The following is a 19,394-nucleotide window of genomic DNA, read 5'->3' on the forward strand; positions in this document are numbered from 1 at the left end:
GGTGGTGGTGCTCCTACTCGGGTGCGGTGGCCGAGGAGCCCCAGGCCTTGAGCAGCTTGGCCTGCAGCCCGAACATCTCGGCGTGCTCGTCGGGGTCCACGTGGTCGTAGCCGAGCAGGTGGAGGATGCCGTGGGTGGTCAGCAGCTCGATCTCCGCCACGGTGCCGTGGCCGGCTGCCTCACCCTGCTTGGCCGCGATCGTCGGGGCGATGATGATATCGCCCAGGTCGCCCTCCTCCGGCTCCTCGTCGAGGCGGCCGGGGAGGAGCTCGTCACCGGGGAACGACAGCACGTCGGTCGGGCCCTCGGTGTCGAAGTAGCGCTCGTTGAGCTCAGTGATCGTGGCCTCGTCGCCGAACTTGATCCGGAGGTCGGCCTGCGGGTGCACGCGCAGTTGCTCGAGCAGGAAACGAGCGAGCTTGGCGACGTGCTCGACGTCGATCTCCTGCTCGGACTCGTTGATGATCTCGGTGCTCATCGACCCTCTCCGGAGGCCCGTTCCTGGCTCCGCACGTCGTGCTCCTCGTAGGCGGCGACGATCTTGGCGACCAGGCGGTGGCGTACGACATCGTGGCTGGTCAGGTTGTTGAAGCTGATGTCCTTGACGTCGTCCAGGATGCCCTCGACGACCCGCAGGCCCGACCGCTGCCCGGAGGGCAGGTCGGTCTGGGTGACGTCGCCGGTGACCACGATCTTGGAGCCGAAGCCGAGGCGGGTCAGGAACATCTTCATCTGCTCGGGCGTGGTGTTCTGCGCCTCGTCGAGGATGATGAAGGAGTCGTTGAGGCTACGCCCACGGAGGAACGCGAGCGGGGCGACCTCGATGGTCCCGGACGCCATCAGCTTGGGGATCAGCTCCGGGTCCATCATGTCGTGCAGCGCGTCGTAGAGCGGGCGCAGGTAGGGGTCGATCTTCTCGGTCAGGGTGCCGGGCAGGAAGCCGAGCTTCTCGCCGGCCTCGACCGCCGGGCGGCTCAGGATGATCCGGGTGACCTGCTTGGTCTGCAGCGCCTGGACCGCCTTGGCGACCGCCAGGTAGGTCTTGCCGGTGCCTGCCGGGCCGATCCCGAAGGTGATCGTGTGCTTGTCGATCGCGTCGACGTAGCGCTTCTGGTTGAGCGTCTTGGGACGGATGCTCCGGCCGCGGTTGGAGAGGATGTTGAGGCTCAGCACGTCGGCCGGCTTCTCGGTCGTGTCGGCCTGGAGCATGCCGATCACGCGCTCGACGGTCTCACCGCTGACGCCCTGGCCGGTGCGGATGATCTGGACCAGCTCCTCCAGGACCCGCTCGATCATCGCGATCTCGCTGGGGGCGCCGTGGAGGGTGATCCGGTTGCCGCGCACGTGCACGTCTGCGTCGAAGTGGGCCTCGATGATCCCGAGGTGCTCATCGGCCGGACCGAGGACGGTCACCATGTCGACGCTGTTCGGAACGACCACGGTGTGCTTGGTCGTAGCGGAGACCCCCTGGGCGGAGGCGTCGGTCGGAAGCGGACTTGGGTGTCGATCGGTCATGGATGCCCGGAGCGGGCCCTTTCTCGTCATGAGGCTGGTGCGTCCATGGTACGCGGGTGTTCGGCCCCGCTCCTACTGGATAGTTCCGGATGGTTCCGGCGTCAGCTCGCGAGCAGCGATTCGACGCGTACGGTCTCCTCGGCGAGCTCGTCGCGCTCGTCCGGGGTGAGGTCGCGGAGCAGCTTGACGACCTCGACCTTGCCGTCGACCGGCTTCCAGAGGCCGATGAGGTGGCCGCCGGCGATGATGACCGCGCCGCCGCCACCGATGCCCCACTCCTTCCTGGTGCCCTTGGCGGTGATCCGCTCCCGGTTGGCGTGGGAGAGCCAGACGTTGTCGAACCTCCCCAGCAGCCGCACCGGGGCGTGCTCGTCGCCGGTGGCGAGCGGAGCGTCCGGGACGTCGTAGAGGGTCTTGCCGGCCTCGTCGCGGTAGGTCACCAGCCCCTCGATCCGCTTGACCACCGGGCCCAGTCGCGTCAGCGACGACCACGTGGTGATGTCGGCGGCGGTCGCCGGCCCGAAGGCGAGCAGATAGCGGCGTACGATCTCCGGCGCCAGCGTCGGGACGACATCGTCCACCTCCACCGGGGGCACCCCCGTCCAGCGTGGGAGCAGGTCGTAGACGAGCCCGCCCGAGCCCTTCCACAGGCCTCGCGGCGGCAGCTGGACCAGCGGCAGCTCGTTGCGCGCCCGCAGACCCAGCGCCTTGGCCGGTACGCCTGGGAAGTGCTCGACCAGACCGGCCTCGAGGGCCGCATTGGGCAGCGCCCCGAGAGCGAGTACGTCCTCGGCCGCCTCCACGAAGCCCTTCAGCTGCGCCGCCGGGCGGACGATCTCGACCCGCTGGGTGTAGAAGTCGTGGACCGGCTGGGTCCAGGCCCTGATCAGCGCGGCATCGGCGGCGGTGTGCATGTGGATCGTCGACCGCAGCGAGGAGAGCCGGACCAGCGCGCTCGACTCGAGCTGTGCGCTGAGTGCGTAGGGGTCGAACGACTCCAGCCGGGCGGCCAGCGCGAAGAACGGCGGCGAGGTCTCCTGCGCCTGCAGGCCGACCAGATGCTCGATCATCTCGGCCGGGGTGAGCGAGGCCCGCGACAGCAGGTGCTGGCGGAGCAGGAGGGTCCGGTTGAGCTGCCGTTCGGTGAGGATCACGGTAGCGATGATCTCCTACTCGACGGTGATCCGGGCGCCAACCTCCTCAGAAGGCTTCCCCTCGCCGTCGGATGTGTCGTCGGTGCGAGCGATGAAGAGGTACGTCCCGGGCTCGAGCTCGGAGACGTCGACCGTGGTCTTCCACGGGTAGAGCTTGTCCATCCAGCCCTCGGCCGTCGCGTGGCCCTCCAGCACCGTCTCGCCGGTGGTGTCCCGGACCTCCCATGGCACGTTGGCCTCGGTCGAGTTCGCCTTGCCCGAGGCCTCGAAGCTGTCCGAGACCGTCGCACCCTCGGCCGGCGCCGCCAGCGTGATCAGGCCGGAGGTACGTGGCAGCGTCGACGGCTCCTCGGACGGCTCTGCCGACACCTCGGGATCCTCGGCGACGGCATCGTTGCTGCCGCACCCGGCGGCCAGCACGCCGCAGAGAGCAAGAGCGATCATGGCGCCCGCCGGACGCGTACGTGTGCTCCTCATGCCTCCATACTCACCCGGCATCCGCGAAGGACGAACCCACCACGCCGAGCAGTCGGCGGTCAGTCCCAGCGGCGGGTGCGGGCCAGCAGGGCGGCGCTCGCCGCCACGCCTGCCGTGGAGGTGCGCAGGACCTCGCCGCCCAGACGGATGGTGGTGGCGCCGGCCTTCTCGAACAAGGAGATCTCCTCCTCCGTCAGGCCGCCCTCGGGGCCGACCACGACCAGGATGGTGCCGTCGTCGATGACGGGGACCGCGCCGAGCGGGAGGGTGCCCTCCTCGTGGAGCACGACGGCGACGTCGGCCGCCTCGATCTTGGACACGACGGCGTCGGTGGTGGCCAGCGGCTCGACCTCGGGGTGCCACAGCCGGCGCGACTGCTTGGCGGCCTCGCGGGCGGTGGCCCGCCAGCGGCCCAGGGACTTGACCGCGCGCTCGCCCTTCCAGACGGCGACCGAGCGGGTCGCCGCCCACGGGACGATGCTGGCGGCGCCGATCTCGGTGAGCATCTCGACGGCGAGCTCGCCGCGGTCGCCCTTGGGCAGCGCCTGGACGACCGTCAGCGCGGGCTCGGGCGGCGCGTCGCCGAGGATGATCTCGTCGACGCGTACGGTCATCGACTTCTTGGTGGTCTGCGTGATCGTGCCGGTGACGCCCTCGCCGGCACCGTCGGTCAGCACGACCTCCTCGCCGACCCGGAGGCGGCGTACGACGACCGCGTGGTGACCCTCGTCGCCGGTCACCTCGATGTCGTCGCCGACACGGGTGCCGACGAGCGACTCGACGAGGTGCACTGGGAGAGTCATCGAGGATCAGTGCCCGTTGAGGGTGTCCTTGAACCAGGAGAAGACGCCGCCCTTGTGAGCCGCCTTGAGCTGGCCCTGGACGGACTCCTCACCGCGCATCTCGGCGAGCTGGCGCAGCAGCGCCTCCTGCTCGAGGTCGAGCTTGGTGGGGGTCTCCACGTTGATGGTCACGATCAGATCGCCGCGACCGCCGCGCAGACCCGGCACACCGCGGCCACGCAGGACGTGGTCGGTGCCGGACTGGGTGCCGGGCTTGAGGTCGATCTGGATCGAGGCGTCCTCGGGGTCGATCTGGTCGGCGCCCTCGCCGACGAGGTCGGCCTCGAGCGTCGGCAGGTTGAGCGTGGTGCCGAGCGCGGCCGCGGTCATCGGCACCTTCGCGGTGCAGTGCAGGTCGTTGCCCCTCCGGGTGAAGGTGGCGTGCTTGGCGACGTGGATCTCGACGTAGAGGTCGCCGGCGGGACCGCCGCCGGGGCCGATCTCGCCCTGCTCGGCGAGCTGGACCCGGGTGCCGTCGTCGACGCCCGGCGGGATCTTGACGGTCAGGGTGCGGTGGGAGCGCACCCGGCCCTCGCCGCTGCAGTCGCGGCACGGGTCGGGGATGACGGTGCCGAAGCCGTTGCAGGCCGAGCACGGGCGCAGCGTGCGGATCTCGCCCAGGAAGGAGCGCTGCACGACCGCGACCTCACCCTGGCCGTGGCAGGTCTCGCACGGGATCGGGTGGGAGCCTTCCGCTGCCCCCTCGCCACCACAGGTGTCACAGACGACGGCGGTGTCGACCTTGAGGTCGCGGGTGACGCCGAAGGCGGCCTCGGCCAGGTCGATGTCGAGACGGATGAGGGCGTCCTGCCCGCGGCGTACGCGCGGACGGGGGCCACGCCCGGCGCCTCCGGTGCCGGCACCGGCGCCGCCGAAGAAGGCGTCCATGATGTCGGTGAACGAGAAGCCCGCGCCCTGCGCACCGAAGCCGCCCGCGAACGGGTCGCCACCGCGGTCGTACGCAGCCCGCTTCTGCGGGTCGCTCAGCACCTCGTAGGCGTGGGAGATCTCCTTGAACTTCTCCTGCGACTCGGCGTCCGGGTTGACGTCAGGGTGGTACTGGCGCGCCAGCTTCCGGTACGCCTTCTTGATCGTTGCGTCGTCGGCGTCCTTGTCGACACCGAGGAGCTCATAGGGGTCCAACGTCTGTCTTCCTGCCATCGAAGTTCGCTGATCTTCCTTGAATCGAGTTTCTGCTCAGGCCTCGTCGAGGATCCGGGAGAGGTAGCGCGCCACCGCGCGCACCGCCGCCATGGATCCGGGGTAGTCCATCCGGGTGGGGCCGACCACGCCGAGCGTGGCCAGCGCCTCGTCGCCAGGCCCGTAGCCGGTCGCGACCACGCTGGTCTGGGAAAGCTCCTGGTAGGGGCCCTCGGCGCCGATCCGCACCGTGACCAGCCCGCCCGCGGTCGCCTCGCCCATCAGCTTGAGCAGGACGACGTGCTCCTCGAGGGCCTCCAGGAGCGGGCGTACGGCGGTGTCGAAGCTGTCGCCGAAGCGGGCCAGGTTGCTGGTGCCGCCGATGGAGATCCGCTCGTCGGAGCGGTGGTCGTTCATCGCCTCGATCAGGGCCTCGGCCACGGCGGAGGCGAGCGGGTCCTGCGGGGCGTCGGCGGGCGCGTCGGCCGGCTGGGCGATCGTGCGCAGCGCCTCGCCGGCTTCGGCGATGACGGCGCCGGAGACCGCGGTGTTGATCTTCGTGCGCAGCGCGGCCAGGGTCTCCTCGGAGACCTCCTCGGTCACCTCGAGCAGTCGCTGCTCGACGCGGCCGGTGCTGAGGATGAGCACGAGGAGGAGCCTGGTCGGGGCCAGCGCGACCAGCTCGACGTGGCGGACCGTCGAGCGGCTCAGGGTCGGGTACTGCACCACCGCGACCTGGCGGGTCAGCTGCGAGAGCAGCCGTGTCGAGCGGGTGACGACGTCGTCGAGGTCGACCGCGCCGTCGAGGAAGCCGGCGATCGCCCGCTTCTCGGCCGCGGTCATCGGCTTGACCGTGGTCAGCCGGTCCACGAAGAGCCGGTAGCCCTTGTCAGTGGGCACCCGGCCGGCGCTGGTGTGGGGGGCGGTGATGTAGCCCTCCTCCTCCAGCGCGGCCATGTCGTTGCGCACCGTCGCCGGGGAGACGCCGAGGCCGTGACGCTCCACGAGCGCCTTGGAGCCGACCGGCTCCTCGGTCTTCACATAGTCCTCGACGATCGCCCTGAGGACGGAGAGCCTGCGTTCGTTCTGCATCTGCCCTCCTATCGCCCTGGCTGCTTGGCACTCATTCCGTGCGAGTGCCAATCCTACCGGTTCGTGTCACAGGCACCAGTTCTCGGTGGCTGCTCCGCTCTGTGGAACGAAACACGTCTCTCGCCATCGAGATAGCCTTAGGTTAGGCTGACCTTAGAGTCACCCGCTGCACTGCTTCCGCCCCACTGGAGAGTCCTATGATCGCCGACGATCTGCTGGTCCGCATCACGGCCCACGCCAACGACGAGCACCAGGCGGACCTGTGCCGCTCGCTCTCGGCACGGCTCGGGCTGCGGCCGCGTCACATCGTGGGCGTACGCCTCTCCAACCTCACCGCCGAGAGCGTCGACGTCTCCTGGATCACCCTCGACGGCGGCCACCACGTGACCTTCCGGTTCCCGGAGACCGCGGCCACGCCGGACGACGTTCTCGAGCAGCTCGGGCGCGTGCTCACCGGTTCTCGCTGCTGACTCCACTACCGTTCTCCGGATGAGCGATCGCTACGGCTCCGACGTACTGGCCGGCGACTGGCGCAAGCCCAAGAACGGGCGTGCCGTCGAGACTCCCGCAGAGCTGGGCGCGGTGGTGGAGGAGGTCGAGACCGATTTCGTCGGCGAGATCGTGCGGATCGACCGCGACCTGCACACGCTGACCCTGGAGGACCGGAAGGGCAAGCGGCGTACGTTCCCGCTCGGTCCGGGCTTCTGGCTCGAGGGCAAGCCGGTCATCCTCACTCCCCCGGTGACCCGCACGGCACCCGCGAAGCCGACCCGCACCGCGTCGGGCTCGGTGGCCGTGGACAACGTCAAGGCCCGGGTCGCGCGCGAGTCGCGAATCTTCGTCGAGGGTCGTCACGACGCCGAGCTGGTCGAGAAGATCTGGGGTGACGACCTGCGGATCGAGGGTGTCGTCGTCGAGTATCTGGGCGGCGTCGACGACCTCGCCGACCACCTGGTCTCGTTCAAGCCCGGACCGCAGCGGCGGGTCGGGGTCCTGGTGGACCACCTGGTGAAGGGCTCGAAGGAGGCCAGGATCGCGGAGTCGATCCGGCGCTCCGCGGTCGGCCAGCACGTGCTGATCGTCGGCCACCCGTTCATCGACGTGTGGCAGGCGGTCAAGCCGGCCCGGCTGGGGCTCGAGGCCTGGCCGAACGTGCCGCGGTCGATCGAGTGGAAGAAGGGCATCTGCCAGCACATGGGCTGGCCGCACCGGGATCAGGCCGACATCGCCCGGGCCTGGAAGCACATCCTGGGCCGGGTCAACTCGTTCGGTGACCTGGAGCCCGCCCTGCTCGGGCGGGTCGAGGAGCTGATCGACTTCGTGACCGAGCCCGCCTGAGGCTCCGTCAGTAGGACGACTTCTTCGGCATGATGATCCACAGCACGATGTAGACGATGAACTGCGGTCCGGGAAGCAGGCAGGAGATGACGAAGGCCAGCCGGATCAGGTTCGAGTTGATGCCGAAACGTTGACCGAGGCCACCGCAGACGCCGGCGATCCATTTGTCGTTGCTGGGACGGGAAAGAGTTGTGGTTGCCATAGCTCCACTCTCCCCTGTCGGACCCTCTTTACCAATCAGGATCACCCCTGATCCTTCGATCAGGACCAAGGTCCCGAACTCAGGGATGCTCAGGGGAGCAGGTCTCGGACCACCGCGTCGGCGAGGAGCCTGCCGGTCTCGGTGAGGAAGATCGTGTCGTCGGCGACGGTGACCAGGCCGCGGCGTACCTGCTCCGGGAGAGCGGCGCGGCCCTCGTCGTCGAGAGCGTCCCCCGGGAGGCCGTCGGCGAGTCTCAGCTCGAGCAGGACGCGCTCGACGCGGCGGTCCTCCTCGGCCAGGATCTCGCGGGCATGGGCGGGGCTCTGGTTGCTGGTGATCCGGTCCGCGTACGCCTTGGGGTGCTTGACGTTCCACCACCTGGTGCCGCCGACGTGGCTGTGGGCGCCGGGGCCGACACCCCACCAGTCGCCACCCTGCCAGTAGAGCATGTTGTGGCGGCACCGCTGGGACTCGTCGGTGGCCCAGTTGGAGACCTCGTACCAGGTCAGGCCATGGTTTTGGAGGGCCTTGTCGGCCAGCTCGTACTTGTCGGCGAGGTCGTCCTCGTCGGGCATCTCGATCTCGCCTCTTCTGACCTGTCGGGCCAGTGCGGTGCCGTCCTCGACGATCAGCGAGTAGGCCGAGATGTGGTCGGGGTCGCTGGCCAGGGCGGCGTCGAGGCTGGTGCGCCAGTCGTCGATCGACTCACCGGGGGTGCCGTAGATGAGGTCGAGGGAGACCTGCTCGAAGCCGGCCTCGCGGGCCCATTCCACGACCATCGGGACCCGCTCGGGGTCGTGGGTGCGGTCGAGGGTCTTCAGTACGTGCGGGACGGCCGACTGCATGCCGAAGCTGAGCCGGGTGAAGCCGCCCTCGCGCAGGGTGCGCAGGTAGTCGAGGTCGACCGAGTCGGGGTTGGCCTCGGTCGTCACCTCGACGTCGTCGGCGAGGCCGAACTCGTCCCTGATCGCTCCGAGCATGCCGGTCAGGTCACTCGCCGGCAGGAGCGTCGGGGTGCCGCCGCCGAAGAAGACGGTGTCCACCTGCTTGTCGCTGTCGGCCAGCACCCGGCGGGCCAGCCTGATCTCCTCGACGGCCTGGTCGGCGTACGTCTGGCGGCTCACGCCTTCGCCGAGCTCGAGCGCGGTGTAGGTGTTGAAGTCGCAGTAGCCGCATCTGACCGTGCAGAACGGAACGTGGACGTAGAAGCCCAGCCCCTTCTCCCCCAGCGTGCTCAGCGATTCGGCCGGTAGCGACCCGTCGGTGGGGGCGGGGTCGCCGGGGGGCAGAGCGGAAGGCACCCCTCCATTATCGATCCACCTGTCGAAAAGGGTTAACCGTGACCGGGGCGGGGGTGGGAAAATTCCGGCGTGCCCGTCTCGCAGCCTGATCTTCTTCTCGACGATGTTCTCGACAACCCGGTCTGGCACTCGCTGACCGGTGCGCATGCCTCGCTCGCCGAGGGCTCGGGGCTCGCCCGTCGCTACCGTCCCGACGTCTCGCCCTTCGCCGCCGTCTCGGACCCGCGCGAGCCGCAGGCGTGGCGCGACCTGGCCGCGGCCGTCGGGCCCGGTGGCACCGCGCTGATCACCGGTGCGGCCGGGGTCTGCGGGGACGGGTGGGAGATGGTCGGTGGCGGCGAAGGGGTCCAGCTCGTCGAGACGTCACGAGTCGCTGCCGCGCCCGATCCCGAGGCGGTCGTGCTCGGGTCCGCCGACGTCCCCGAGATGCTCGACCTCGTCGCCCGCACCGAGCCCGGGCCGTTCGAGAAGGCGACTCACACGATGGGTACGTATCTCGGGCTGCGCCACGAAGGCCGCCTCGTCGCGATGGCCGGCCAGCGGATGCACCCGGGCGGCTGGATCGAGATCAGCGCCGTCTGCACCGCCCCCGAGACCCGCGGCCGCGGCCTCGCCGGCCGCCTCGTCCGCGCCGTCACCGCCGACATCCACGCCCGCGGCTCCCGCGCCCTGATGCACGCCTCCGTCGCCAACACCGGCGCCATCTCGGTCTACCTCGGTCTCGGGTTCGAGGAGCGGCGGCGTACGACCTTCGAGCTCTTCCGCGCCGCCGGCTGACGCCGAGGCGTCACCCCCGCCGGCCGAGGCGTCACCCGCGTCGAGCGAGGCGTCACGTACGTCGCGCGAGCGGTCACCGGCTGCCGTCTCGGCCGACCGGAGTGACGCCTCGGCCGACGTAGCCGACGTCTCGGCTGTCAGTGGAAGTCGCGGGAGCGGTGGCGGGAGGCGATGGCCTTGGCCGCCTCGGGGTGGATCTCCTCGAGCGGGGCGAGGCGGTCGGCGACCAGGTTGGTGACCCCGTCGTTGCGCTCGAGGATGCCGCGGATGAGCATGACGGAGGTGGAGACGGCGATCTTGCGGTGCTTCCTCCACAGGCCGGCGGAGCAGACGACGTTGAGCATGCCGGTCTCGTCCTCCAGGTTGATGAAGGTGACGCCGCCCGCGGTTCCTGGGCGCTGGCGGTGGGTGACCAGACCGGCGACGGTGATGCGTCGGCCGGGCTCCGAGGTCGGGAGGTCGCTGATCTTCGGGAGCCCCGCCGCGGTCAGGCCGGCCCGGAGATGGGCGAAGGGATGGCTACCTGGGGTCACGCCGGTCGCCCACAGGTCGGCGAGGGTCTCCTCGACCGGGTCGAGGCCGGGCAGCGCAGGGGTCTCGGCGGTGAACCGCACCCCTTCGAGCTGATCCTCGGTCTCTGTCCAGCCCGCCTGCCACAGCGCCTGTCGACGGCTCGATGTGAACACCTCCAAACATCCAGCGGTCGCCAGCGCCTCGAGCTGGGCGCGTTCCAGCCCGGCGCGACGGGAGAGGTCGAGGGAGTCCTTGAACGGTGCCTCCTCGCGAGCCTTCACGATCCGCTTCGCGACGTCCTTGCCGATGCCGCGTACGGAATCCAGGCCAAGCCGCACCGCGAAGTTGCCATCACGCCGGTGCTCCGGGGTCGGGTCGGGGGTGCCGGGTACCCAGGGGGTCTTCTCGCCGTCCAGCCGGCAGTCCTCCTTCCCGGTCGGCGACACGACGTCGACATCGAGCGGCTCCAGGTCTGCGGCGGCCTGGCTGAGGACGAGGTCGGGGCGGCGTACCTCCACTCCGTGACGGCGGGCGTCCTGGGTCAGCGACTGCGGTGAGTAGAAGCCCATCGGCTGGGCGCGGAGCAGACCGGCCAGGAACGCGGCCGGGTAGTGGAGCTTGAACCACGACGAGGCGTAGACGAGCTTGGCGAAGCTCAGCGCATGAGACTCGGCGAAGCCGAAGTTCGCGAAGGAGAGGATCTGGGTGTAGACCGCCTCGGCCGTCTCCTCGCTCATCCCCTTGGCGCGCATGCCCTCGTAGAGCTGCTCCTTGAGCGAGTCGATCCGCTCGAGACCACGCTTCGAGCCCATCGCCCGGCGCAGCAGATCGGCGTCGTCGTGGTTGAAGTCACCCAGGACGCGACCCATCTCCATGAGCTGCTCCTGGAACAACGGCACCCCGAGGGTGCGCTCCAGCACCGGCTCCAGCAGCTCGTGGGCGTACCTGACCTCCTCGCGCCCGGTGGCCCGGCGTACGTAGGGATGGACCGCTCCGCCCTGCACCGGCCCGGGCCGGATGAGCGCGATCTCGATGGCCAGGTCGTAGAAGCAGCGCGGCTGCAGGCGCGGCAGGGTGCCGATCTGCGCGCGCGACTCGACCTGGAAGACCCCGATCGAGTCGGCCCGGCAGAGCATGTCGTAGACCGCCGGCTCCTCCTTGGGGATGGTCGCCAGGGTCCAGCCCTCCCCCAGGTGCTCGAGAGCCAGATGCATCATGTGGTCGAGCGCCGCCAGCATCCCGAGCCCGAGCAGGTCGAACTTCACCAGCCCCATGTATTCGGCGGCGTCCTTGTCCCACTGGATCACGGTGCGCTTCTCCATGCGGGCACGCTCGATGGGTACGACCTCCCCGATCGGCTCCTCGGTCAGCACCATGCCGCCGGAGTGGATGCCGAGATGGCGAGGCGCTCCATGGATCTCCTCGGCCAGCGCGAGGACCGGAGCGGGGATGCCGACGTCGTCGGGCGCCTCGACGCGGGAGTAGCCGAGGTGCTTGGACCAGGCGTCCTGCTGGCCGGGGCTGTGGCCGAGCGCCTTGGCCGCGTCCCTGACCGCCATCTTCGGCCGGTAGCCGACGATGTTCGCGACCTGCGCGGCGTTGCGCCGGCCGTAGGTGTCGTAGACCCACTGGATCACCGTCTCGCGCTTGTCGGAGTCGAAGTCGACGTCGATGTCCGGCTCCTCCTCCCGGTGCTCGGAGATGAACCGCTCGAACGGCAGCTTGTAGAAGACCGGGTCGATCGCGGTGATCCCGAGCGCGTAGCAGACCGCGGACGCGGCCGCCGACCCTCGCCCCTGACAGAGGATCTCCTGGCTCCGCGCGAACTCGACGATGTCGTGCACGATCACGAAGTAGCCCGGGAAGTCCTTGCGCTCGATGACGTCGAGCTCGTGCTCCACGCGCTTGCGGGCCTTCTCGACGAACTCCGGGTCGCCGGCGTACGCCTTCGCATAGCGCTCCGCGAAACCCTCCTCGGTCAGGTGGCGCAGCCGGCTCGCGGCGGTCTCGCCCTCGGGGATCCCGCGCTTGGGCAGCTTCGGGGTGGCCTTGCGCAGGTCGAAGGCGCACTCCTCGGCGATCTCGACGCTGCGCGCCACCGCGCCCGGGTAGCGCCGGAAGAGCTGGTCCATCTCCTCCCCCGTCCTGACGTACGCCACCGGGCCGGCCGGGAGCCAGCCGGCGATGTCGTTCAGGGTGCGCCGCGCGCGGACCGCCGCGAGCGCGTCGGCCACCCGGTGCCGGTCGGGGGTGGCGTAGTGGACGTTGTTGGTGGCGACCGTGGGCAGGCCCGCCTCGCCGGCGATGCCGGCGAGCAGGTCGTTGTCGTAGGAGTCGGTCGGATGGCCGCGGTCGGTCAGCTCGACGACGACGTTCTCGTGTCCGAAACGATCGGTGAGGTCGCGCAGGGCCCGGGCCGCGGCGATCGGACCGGTGCCGGTGAGCGCTTGGCGTACGGTGCCCTTGCGGCACCCGGTCAGGATCAGCCAGTTGCCGGCGCGAGCCCGGTCGGCGAGCTCGTCGAGGTCGTAGGCCGGCCGGCCCTTCTCGTCGCCCCGCAGCTGCGCCTCGGTGATCGCGCCGGCCAGCTGCCGGTAGCCCTCGACGCCCCGAGCGAGCACGAGGAGGTGGCTGCCCTCGGGGTCGGCGATCCCGTTCTGCGGCTTGGTCAGGCCCAGGGACAGCTCGGCGCCGTAGACGGTCAGCAGCCGTGCCGGCCCCGTCAGCTTCTGTGCCGCCTCCGCGAAGGCAGGTGCCCCGTAGAACCCGTCGTGGTCGGTGATCGCGATCCCGTGCAGCCCTTGCCGGATCGCCTCGCTGACCAGCGCCGACGGGGAGCTCGCTCCGTCGAGGAAGGAGAAGTCGGAGTGGGCATGGAGCTCGGCGTACGGCACCACCGGGCCCTCCGGCCCGCGCACCTCTGCATCGGGCAGCCGCTTCTTGCGCCGGGAGATCGGCGCGTCGCCGTAGGGGTCCTTCGGCGGGCGACCCGACAGTCGCCGTTCCAGCTCCTTCCACGGGATCTCGGGGTTGTTCCAGCCCATCAGCCGAGCCCATCAGTCGTAGCTGGCTTCGGTGAGCCAGTGGTCGGTGTCGAAGGTGGCCAGCCAGGCGCGGCCGTCGACCCCGACGAGCTGGAAGCGGGCGACCCGTCGCCCGCCGCCGGGCTCCCACCACGCCTCGGTGACCGGCCACGGACCGGCCCAGGAGGCGACCCGCTGCCAGGGTTGGCCGGCCGAGGGGCGGTAGCGGGCGGGGTCGGCGGAAACGCCTCCGCGCGGGAGCACCAGCACCTGCCGCCCGGCCTGGTCGCAGACCTCCGCCGGCCATGGTTCGGCCAGGACCCGGGCAGGCGCCGGCGGCGGGATGCTCCCCGGCCACGGCAGTCCGCGATCGCGGAGAGTGGTGGGGCGGTCGCCCCAGGGGACGTACGCCTGGCGGTCGCGTGGGGTCCGGCCGCCCTGGAGCACCGGGGCGACGACGGCCTCGTGGCCGAGCAGGCCCTGCACCCGGGCGATGCCGCGATCGACACGCTCGTTCGTACCGCCCCAGAGACCGTCGGCGTGGACCGCCTCGGAGACGGCGACCTCGGGGACGAAGCGGACCTCGATCACCGCCCCGCCTGCGACGACCCCGGCCAGCTGCCAGTGCAGCCGGTCGATGAGATCGACGGAGGAGAACCACCGCGGGTGCGCCCAGGTGCGCACCGAGTCCGGGACGTCCTCCATGACGACCTCGATCCGCACCTCGGTGCAGACCTCCTGGCGCGTCGCGAGACCCTTCACGAAACCCTCCGCCGCCTGCCGGGCCGAGAAGCAGACCGCCTCGGCGGAGTCGAGCGGCGGCTCGAAGGCCACCTCGGTGGTGAGCTCGGGCGGTGGCGTACGCCCCGTCACCGGCCGCACTCCCTCACCGTGGATCACCTGGCGGACCCAGGCGGCCTGCGCACCGAAGCGCGCCTTGACGTCGGCGCCGGGCAGGTCGGCGAGGCCGCCGAGCGTGGTCAGACCGAGCCGCTGCAGCAGGCTGACCGCGTTCGCGTCCTCGAGCACATGGACCGGGAGGGCGCGCAGGAACGCGGTGGAGCCTCCGTCTGCCGGGACTGCGTACGTCTCTTGCGGACCGGCGCTCCGCGCGGCCTGCTCGGCGGTGAAGAGCTCATCGGCGATGCCGATCCGTACGTCCCAGATCCCGAGCTCGACCACGCACTCGGCGATCGCCGCGCCGGCCTCGGCCTCGCCGCCGTAGAAGCGTGCCGGCGAGCGCAGCGCGACCAGTCCGGGACGCAGCGGCATGACGCCGGGGCGCAGCTCCTCCAGGCGCACCAGCACCTCCTCGAAGACCCGCGCGTCACGGGCTTCGTCGGCGGCGAGCACCTGGATCTCCGGGCAGCGCGACTGGGCGTCGCGGCGCCGCATCCCGCGCTTGATCCCGAACTCCCGCGCCGCCTGGTTGTAGGCCTGGACCCGGTTCTGCGCGAAGACCGCGGCCGGCAGGTGCCGCGGCAACCCCGCCTCGCTCAGCGCCGCGGCGACCGGCCAGTCGGCACACCAGACCACCAGCGTACGACTCATGCCGACTCCTGTTTCCGCAGGTCAGCAAGGTCAGCGACCGGTTCGAGGACGCGTCGCAGACCGCCGTCCTCGGCCGGGAACCAGAGTGCCGTACGCCGCGGCGGAGCCGTCCCACGCACCGCCTCGACCACCATCCTGCGCGCCCGGAGATGGCCGTCGCCGTTGCCCAGCCCGACCCAGCGCGGCTCGGTCGCCCGGAGGCGTACGTCTGCTCTCGGCCACTCCCCCAGCGCGACCAGCGCGGCGCCGCGGGTGCGCAGCCGGGCACCGATCTTCTCGGCAACGCTCGGCGTCACCCGCCCCACCGGCCGGACCAGCACCAGCGTGGTCACATCGACGAGCGCCGCGGTCGCCTCCAGCCAGGAGTCCTTCGGCCGTGGCACCAGGATGGTCCGCTCCAGGTCGACCCCGGCCTCGGCCGCAGCCTCGACGCCGAAGTCCTCCACCCCGACGACGGCAGTCCACTCCCCCGCCGCCGACGGCCCCGCGAGCAGCAGCATCGCCAGCGACAGCGAGTCGGCCGCGTACGTCCCTCCGGCCCGGAGCTGCACCACCCCACCGAGCGCCTCGTGCGTCGCCAGCTCCGCGCCCATGCCCGGCTTCTGCTCCAGCCGTCGCACCTTCGACCGGAGCTGCTCGATCTGAGCCAGCTTCTGGTGTCGCTCAATCCCCGCTACCACTCCCACTCAATGAGTATCGAACATTTGTTCGAACGAGGCAACCCTGCCGAGGCGTCGCTCCCGCCGGCCGAGACGTCACTTACGTCGGCCGAGTTGGCAGCGGAATGCCCATTCGGCCGACGGGAGTGACGCTTCGGCCGACGTAGCTGACGCCTCGGCGGGTGGGTCAGCCGCGGAGCGCGGAGGCGAGGTAGGTGAGGCGGGGATAGTCGGAGGTGGGGAGGGCGGTGACGGTGGTCGTCTTGGCCACCGCGATCTTCCAGTACGTCGTGCCGGCGACGACCAGGAAGTCGGCCTTCGACGAACCGTCGCCGGACAGCGGCGTCGTGATCAGCTCGGGCACGCCGAAGGCCCGGAGGGCGGCGATGACCGGGGAGCTCTCCTCGAGCGCGGCGCGGGCAGCGGCGACGAGGCCGCCATGGGCGTCGGGGACGGCGTTGACGCGCAGGGTCTGGATGCGCGGCTCGGCCTCCGGGGAGAGCATGACCTCGATGTCGTAGCGGCCCTTCTCGGCCGGCACCACGGCCAGCGCCACGCCCATCGCACGGGAGAAGTAGCCGTAGGGCGCGCCGCCCAGCGGCAGCCCGACCTTCGCGCGCGCCTGGGTGATCTGGACGCGCCGCCCGGCGTCGGGGGCGTCGAGCTCGACGTTGTCGGCGAAGAGCGACGGCAGCGCGAACACCTCAGCACCCGCAGGATCGAAGGTACGCAGCCGCTCGACCGCGGCCTCCAGCGCCGAGTCGAGCCGCGGCCGCAAGCCCTTGACCACCGTCGAGAACCGGTGCGAGCCACCACCGGCGAGCTCGTCGGACACCAGCGAGCGCAGCGCGGTCATCGCGGTCGGGTAGCCCCCGGCGTACGTGCTGTTGGACAGCGTGATCACACCCAACCCGGTCTCGGGGTGCCACACCATCCGCGAGCCGTAGCCGGGGTAGCCGCCGGAGTGGTGGACGAACTGCCCGAGCCTGCTGTCGTGGTCGACCATCAGGCCGTAGCCGTAGCCGGCGGCGACCGCGCCGATCCCGGCCTCGGGGCCGTCGAACCCCAGCGAGGCCGACACCGAGCCGAACCGGTGCAGCTGCTGCATCTCCCGCCGCGACGCCTTCGACAGCGGATGCCCGTCGGCGGAGGAGGAGAAGGCGCCCAGGAAGCCACCGACCCAGCGCGCCAGGTCGGCGACCGAGGAGTGCAGACCGCCCATCGCCGCGAACGACCCCGACGGCACCGGCGCGACCGGGGACCACGTCGGCGGCCCCTCGAGCCGGTCACCCGCCCAGGCCGGATGCAGCGGCGGCACATGACCCGGCACCCGGTTCGGCACCGCATCGGGCGAGTAGGCCGAGGAGGTCATCCCCAGCGGCGCCAGCAGCTCGTGCTCGACGAAGTCCCGGTTCGCCCCCTCGGGCGCGTCACCACCGACGACGTTCTCGATCGCGCGCCCGAGCAGCGCATAGCCGAGGTTGGAGTACTCGAACCCGACCCCCGGCTCCCGCCCGGTCGAGAAGCCTCCGTCGAGGAACGTGCCGAAGTCGTCGTAGGACAGCGACTCCTGCCGGTCGCCCCACGGGTCGTCGGTCGGCAACCCGGCCGACATCGAGAGCAGCAGCCGCAGCGTCACCGCCGGGGAGTCGGCGGAGTAGGGCGCCTGGTCGACGAGCTCGGGCACGTACTGCGCGATCGCCTCGTCCAGGTCGACCAGCCCGCGGTCGCGCAGCAGCAGCACCGCCGCCGCCGTGAACGACTTCGACATCGATGCGATCCGGAAGACGCTCTCGGCCGTCGGCGCCGGACCACCCTCGGTCGTCGCCCCGAACGCGCCGGAGTGGAGCAGCTCGGAGCCGCGTACGACCCCATAGGCCAGGCCCGGAGTCAGGTTCTCCTCGAAGCGCTGCTGGAAGAGCTCGTCGACGACGGAGGTGTTCAGGCTCATGCAGGCGTTCCTTCGGTGGCAGGTTGCTCGACGCGTTGCAGCCTAGCCACGGAAGGCACCCCAACCGTGGCAAGACAGATCAAGACACAGAGAACACCGCTCGCCAGGAACACCGGTCGTGTCCCGAAAGACTCCCCCAGCGGCCCGTACATCAGCTGTCCGATCGGCATCGCGATGTAGGACCCGAGCATGTCGTACGACCACGCCCGCGACTGCATCTCCTCGGGCACGTTCTCCATCATCGCGAGGTTCCAGCCGAGCCCGAAGATCTCGATCCCGGCGCCGGCGACAGCCATCGCGATGACGAAAGGCGCGGTCTCCGGCCACAGACCGAGCGCGATGAACGGCAGCCCCATCAGCGTGACGCCGAGCATCCCGGCCCGCAGCGGGTACCGGAGGGTCAGCCGCATCAGCACGAACGTCATGACCAGAATCCCGATCGCCTGGGCCGAGTTGCCCAACCCCCAGCCGTGGACCCCCAGCGAAGAGGATTTGGCGTACGCCGGCCCCAGCACCTGCATCCCGCCGGACCACATCGTGTTGATCACCATGAAGGCGAGCACGACGACCCACAGCCAGGTGGTGGAACGGACGTACGTCCATCCCTCGACCAGGTCTGCGATGGCCGACGTCTTCGGGCCCGTCTTGTCGCGACGCGGGATCCGGACCGGCAGCAGGAAGATCGCGGCGAGGAGCCAGGTCAGCGCGTCGATCGCCAGCGCCCAGCCGGCACCGACCCCGACGACCAGGACGGCCGCGGCCGACGGCCCGAGGATCGTCAGCGCGCCTCGCGACATCGACAGCAGCAGGTTGGCCGGCTGCAGGTCCTTCTTCGCGACCAGCTGCGGCACCATGCCCTGCATCGCCGGGTACGCCATCGCCGACATGGTGCCGTTGACCGCTTCGAGGACGATCAGCATCCAGATCTCGGCGCTGCCGGTGATGATCAGCCCGGCGGCCACGGCCTGGGTGAGCGCCGAGGACAGGTTCGAGATCTGCAGGACCAGCCGCCGCGGGAACCGGTCGGCGATCACGCCTCCGACCAGCAGGAAGATGACCATCGGGATGGTGTGTGCCGCCACAACGGCACCCAGCGCCGACGCCGAGTCGGTGACCTCCAGCACCGCGAAGGCCAGCGCGATGTGCGACATCGAGGTGCCGGCCATGTTCACGAACCGCGACGCGAAGAACCACCCGAAGTCGCGCTCCTTGAGGACGAAGAGGCTGTCCCGGACGCTCACTGAGCCTCACCCATCACGAAGGCGGATGCGGTCAGGTTCACGTGGATCGTGCCCTCCGTACGCGGCGGGCGAGCGTTGTCATGGAGCAGGCCGCTCGCCTCCCGGACGAGGTCGTGGACCCGCTGCCAGACATCGGGGTCGACCCACATCTCCGCGTCCGAGATGATGGCCGGCCCGTCGGCGCGCAAGCGGCGACGGCGTACGAGCTCCTCGGCGATCGCACGGGTGTGGACCTCGTCGTCCTCCCTCGACGGCGGCCCCTGGGGGGCGTCGCGGCGCCAGGCGTACCGGTATCGCTTCGCGACCCCACCCCGGATCCGCTCCTCGCCCGCGACCTCGAGCAGCCCGGCGCTCTCGAGCAGCCGGAGATGGTAGGAGGCGTTGGCATGCGTCAGGTCGAGCTCGCGCGCCACCTCCGCCGCCGACAGCTCGGCGCCCGTCAGCAGTGACAGCATCCGGAGCCGCAGCGGGTGCCCGGCCGCCCGCAGCCGCGAGATCTCCTCGTCCACCGAACCTCCCAAGAGTTGTTTGGGAGTGAGTCTGGTGAGGCCAGGAGAAACCGTCAAACAGTTATTCGGGCCGCGCCTAAACCGATAATGGCCGCTGTGCGTCATCCAG

Annotated in this window: 18 protein-coding genes; 3 read left to right on the forward strand and 15 right to left on the reverse strand. The window is 70.5% G+C overall.

Translation table 11 applies throughout. The features are described from left to right. Positions 1-13 precede the first annotated feature (13 nt). The 7 genes from ybeY to hrcA all read right to left on the reverse strand — a co-directional run bounded on the left by ybeY (position 14) and on the right by hrcA (position 6,220). On the reverse strand, positions 14-478 hold the full coding sequence (gene ybeY, locus ABT304_RS00815; protein WP_008363762.1) for an rRNA maturation RNase YbeY: 465 nt from the start codon (positions 476-478) through the stop codon (positions 14-16). Continuing rightward, on the reverse strand, positions 475-1,515 hold the full coding sequence (locus ABT304_RS00820; protein WP_502890276.1) for a PhoH family protein: 1,041 nt from the start codon (positions 1,513-1,515) through the stop codon (positions 475-477). The genes ybeY and ABT304_RS00820 overlap by 4 nt, the downstream gene beginning before the upstream one ends. Positions 1,516-1,616: 101 nt before the next feature. After that, the gene (locus ABT304_RS00825; RefSeq protein ID WP_350712898.1) at positions 1,617-2,669 is read right to left on the reverse strand and encodes a winged helix DNA-binding domain-containing protein; all 1,053 of its coding nucleotides are present in this window, start codon (positions 2,667-2,669) and stop codon (positions 1,617-1,619) included. Between the two features lie 15 nt (positions 2,670-2,684). Beyond that, entirely contained in the window at positions 2,685-3,146 is a 462-nt protein-coding gene (locus ABT304_RS00830; RefSeq protein ID WP_350712899.1) for a Gmad2 immunoglobulin-like domain-containing protein, read from the reverse strand. A gap of 59 nt (positions 3,147-3,205) precedes the next feature. Then, a complete protein-coding gene (locus tag ABT304_RS00835; RefSeq protein WP_350712900.1) occupies positions 3,206-3,949 on the reverse strand; it encodes a 16S rRNA (uracil(1498)-N(3))-methyltransferase in 744 nt (247 codons plus the stop codon). Between the two features lie 6 nt (positions 3,950-3,955). Further along, positions 3,956-5,149 (reverse strand): molecular chaperone DnaJ, encoded by a 1,194-nt coding sequence (dnaJ, locus tag ABT304_RS00840; protein ID WP_160028229.1) that lies wholly within the window; start codon positions 5,147-5,149, stop codon positions 3,956-3,958. Between the two features lie 36 nt (positions 5,150-5,185). Beyond that, positions 5,186-6,220: a heat-inducible transcriptional repressor HrcA gene (hrcA, locus tag ABT304_RS00845; RefSeq protein WP_160028227.1), complete on the reverse strand. Its 1,035-nt coding sequence runs from the start codon at positions 6,218-6,220 to the stop codon at positions 5,186-5,188. Between the two features lie 197 nt (positions 6,221-6,417). Between hrcA and ABT304_RS00850 the strand changes: the two genes are divergently transcribed. Together ABT304_RS00850 and ABT304_RS00855 are read left to right on the forward strand one after the other, a co-directional pair. Beyond that, a complete protein-coding gene (locus tag ABT304_RS00850) occupies positions 6,418-6,690 on the forward strand; it encodes a hypothetical protein (protein WP_350712901.1) in 273 nt (90 codons plus the stop codon). Between the two features lie 19 nt (positions 6,691-6,709). After that, positions 6,710-7,558, forward strand: coding sequence for a DUF3097 domain-containing protein (locus tag ABT304_RS00855; RefSeq protein ID WP_350712902.1), 849 nt, complete (start codon positions 6,710-6,712; stop codon positions 7,556-7,558). 7 nt (positions 7,559-7,565) lie between these two features. Here the strand turns inward: ABT304_RS00855 and ABT304_RS00860 are convergent, their stop codons facing one another. After that, positions 7,566-7,760 carry a PspC domain-containing protein gene (locus ABT304_RS00860; protein ID WP_160028221.1) on the reverse strand — a complete coding sequence of 65 codons (195 nt, stop codon included), beginning with the start codon at positions 7,758-7,760 and terminating at the stop codon, positions 7,566-7,568. Positions 7,761-7,849: 89 nt separating this feature from the next. After that, on the reverse strand, positions 7,850-9,061 hold the full coding sequence (hemW, locus tag ABT304_RS00865) for a radical SAM family heme chaperone HemW (protein WP_350712903.1): 1,212 nt from the start codon (positions 9,059-9,061) through the stop codon (positions 7,850-7,852). A 69-nt stretch (positions 9,062-9,130) separates the two neighbouring features. Between hemW and ABT304_RS00870 the strand changes: the two genes are divergently transcribed. Beyond that, positions 9,131-9,838 (forward strand): GNAT family N-acetyltransferase, encoded by a 708-nt coding sequence (locus ABT304_RS00870; RefSeq protein WP_350712904.1) that lies wholly within the window; start codon positions 9,131-9,133, stop codon positions 9,836-9,838. Between the two features lie 137 nt (positions 9,839-9,975). On the opposite strand, the gene ABT304_RS00875 is transcribed toward ABT304_RS00870, so the two are convergent. The 6 genes from ABT304_RS00875 to ABT304_RS00900 all read right to left on the reverse strand — a co-directional run bounded on the left by ABT304_RS00875 (position 9,976) and on the right by ABT304_RS00900 (position 19,285). Continuing rightward, positions 9,976-13,395: an error-prone DNA polymerase gene (locus ABT304_RS00875; RefSeq protein WP_350712905.1), complete on the reverse strand. Its 3,420-nt coding sequence runs from the start codon at positions 13,393-13,395 to the stop codon at positions 9,976-9,978. 12 nt (positions 13,396-13,407) lie between these two features. Then, positions 13,408-14,925, reverse strand: coding sequence for a Y-family DNA polymerase (locus ABT304_RS00880; RefSeq protein ID WP_350712906.1), 1,518 nt, complete (start codon positions 14,923-14,925; stop codon positions 13,408-13,410). Beyond that, a complete protein-coding gene (gene imuA' / locus ABT304_RS00885) occupies positions 14,922-15,611 on the reverse strand; it encodes a DnaE2-dependent mutagenesis accessory factor ImuA' (RefSeq protein ID WP_350712907.1) in 690 nt (229 codons plus the stop codon). The genes ABT304_RS00880 and imuA' overlap by 4 nt, the downstream gene beginning before the upstream one ends. 160 nt (positions 15,612-15,771) lie before the next feature. Continuing rightward, positions 15,772-17,535, reverse strand: a complete 1,764-nt coding sequence (locus ABT304_RS00890; protein ID WP_350712908.1) for a serine hydrolase domain-containing protein — start codon at positions 17,533-17,535, stop codon at positions 15,772-15,774. Then, a complete protein-coding gene (locus ABT304_RS00895; RefSeq protein ID WP_350712909.1) occupies positions 17,532-18,776 on the reverse strand; it encodes an MFS transporter in 1,245 nt (414 codons plus the stop codon). The genes ABT304_RS00890 and ABT304_RS00895 overlap by 4 nt, the downstream gene beginning before the upstream one ends. Next, positions 18,773-19,285, reverse strand: a complete 513-nt coding sequence (locus ABT304_RS00900; RefSeq protein WP_201451266.1) for an ArsR/SmtB family transcription factor — start codon at positions 19,283-19,285, stop codon at positions 18,773-18,775. The genes ABT304_RS00895 and ABT304_RS00900 overlap by 4 nt, the downstream gene beginning before the upstream one ends. Positions 19,286-19,394 lie beyond the last annotated feature (109 nt).

The organism is Nocardioides sp. NPDC000445, assembly GCF_040300245.1.
Classification (GTDB): Bacteria; Actinomycetota; Actinomycetes; order Propionibacteriales; family Nocardioidaceae; genus Nocardioides.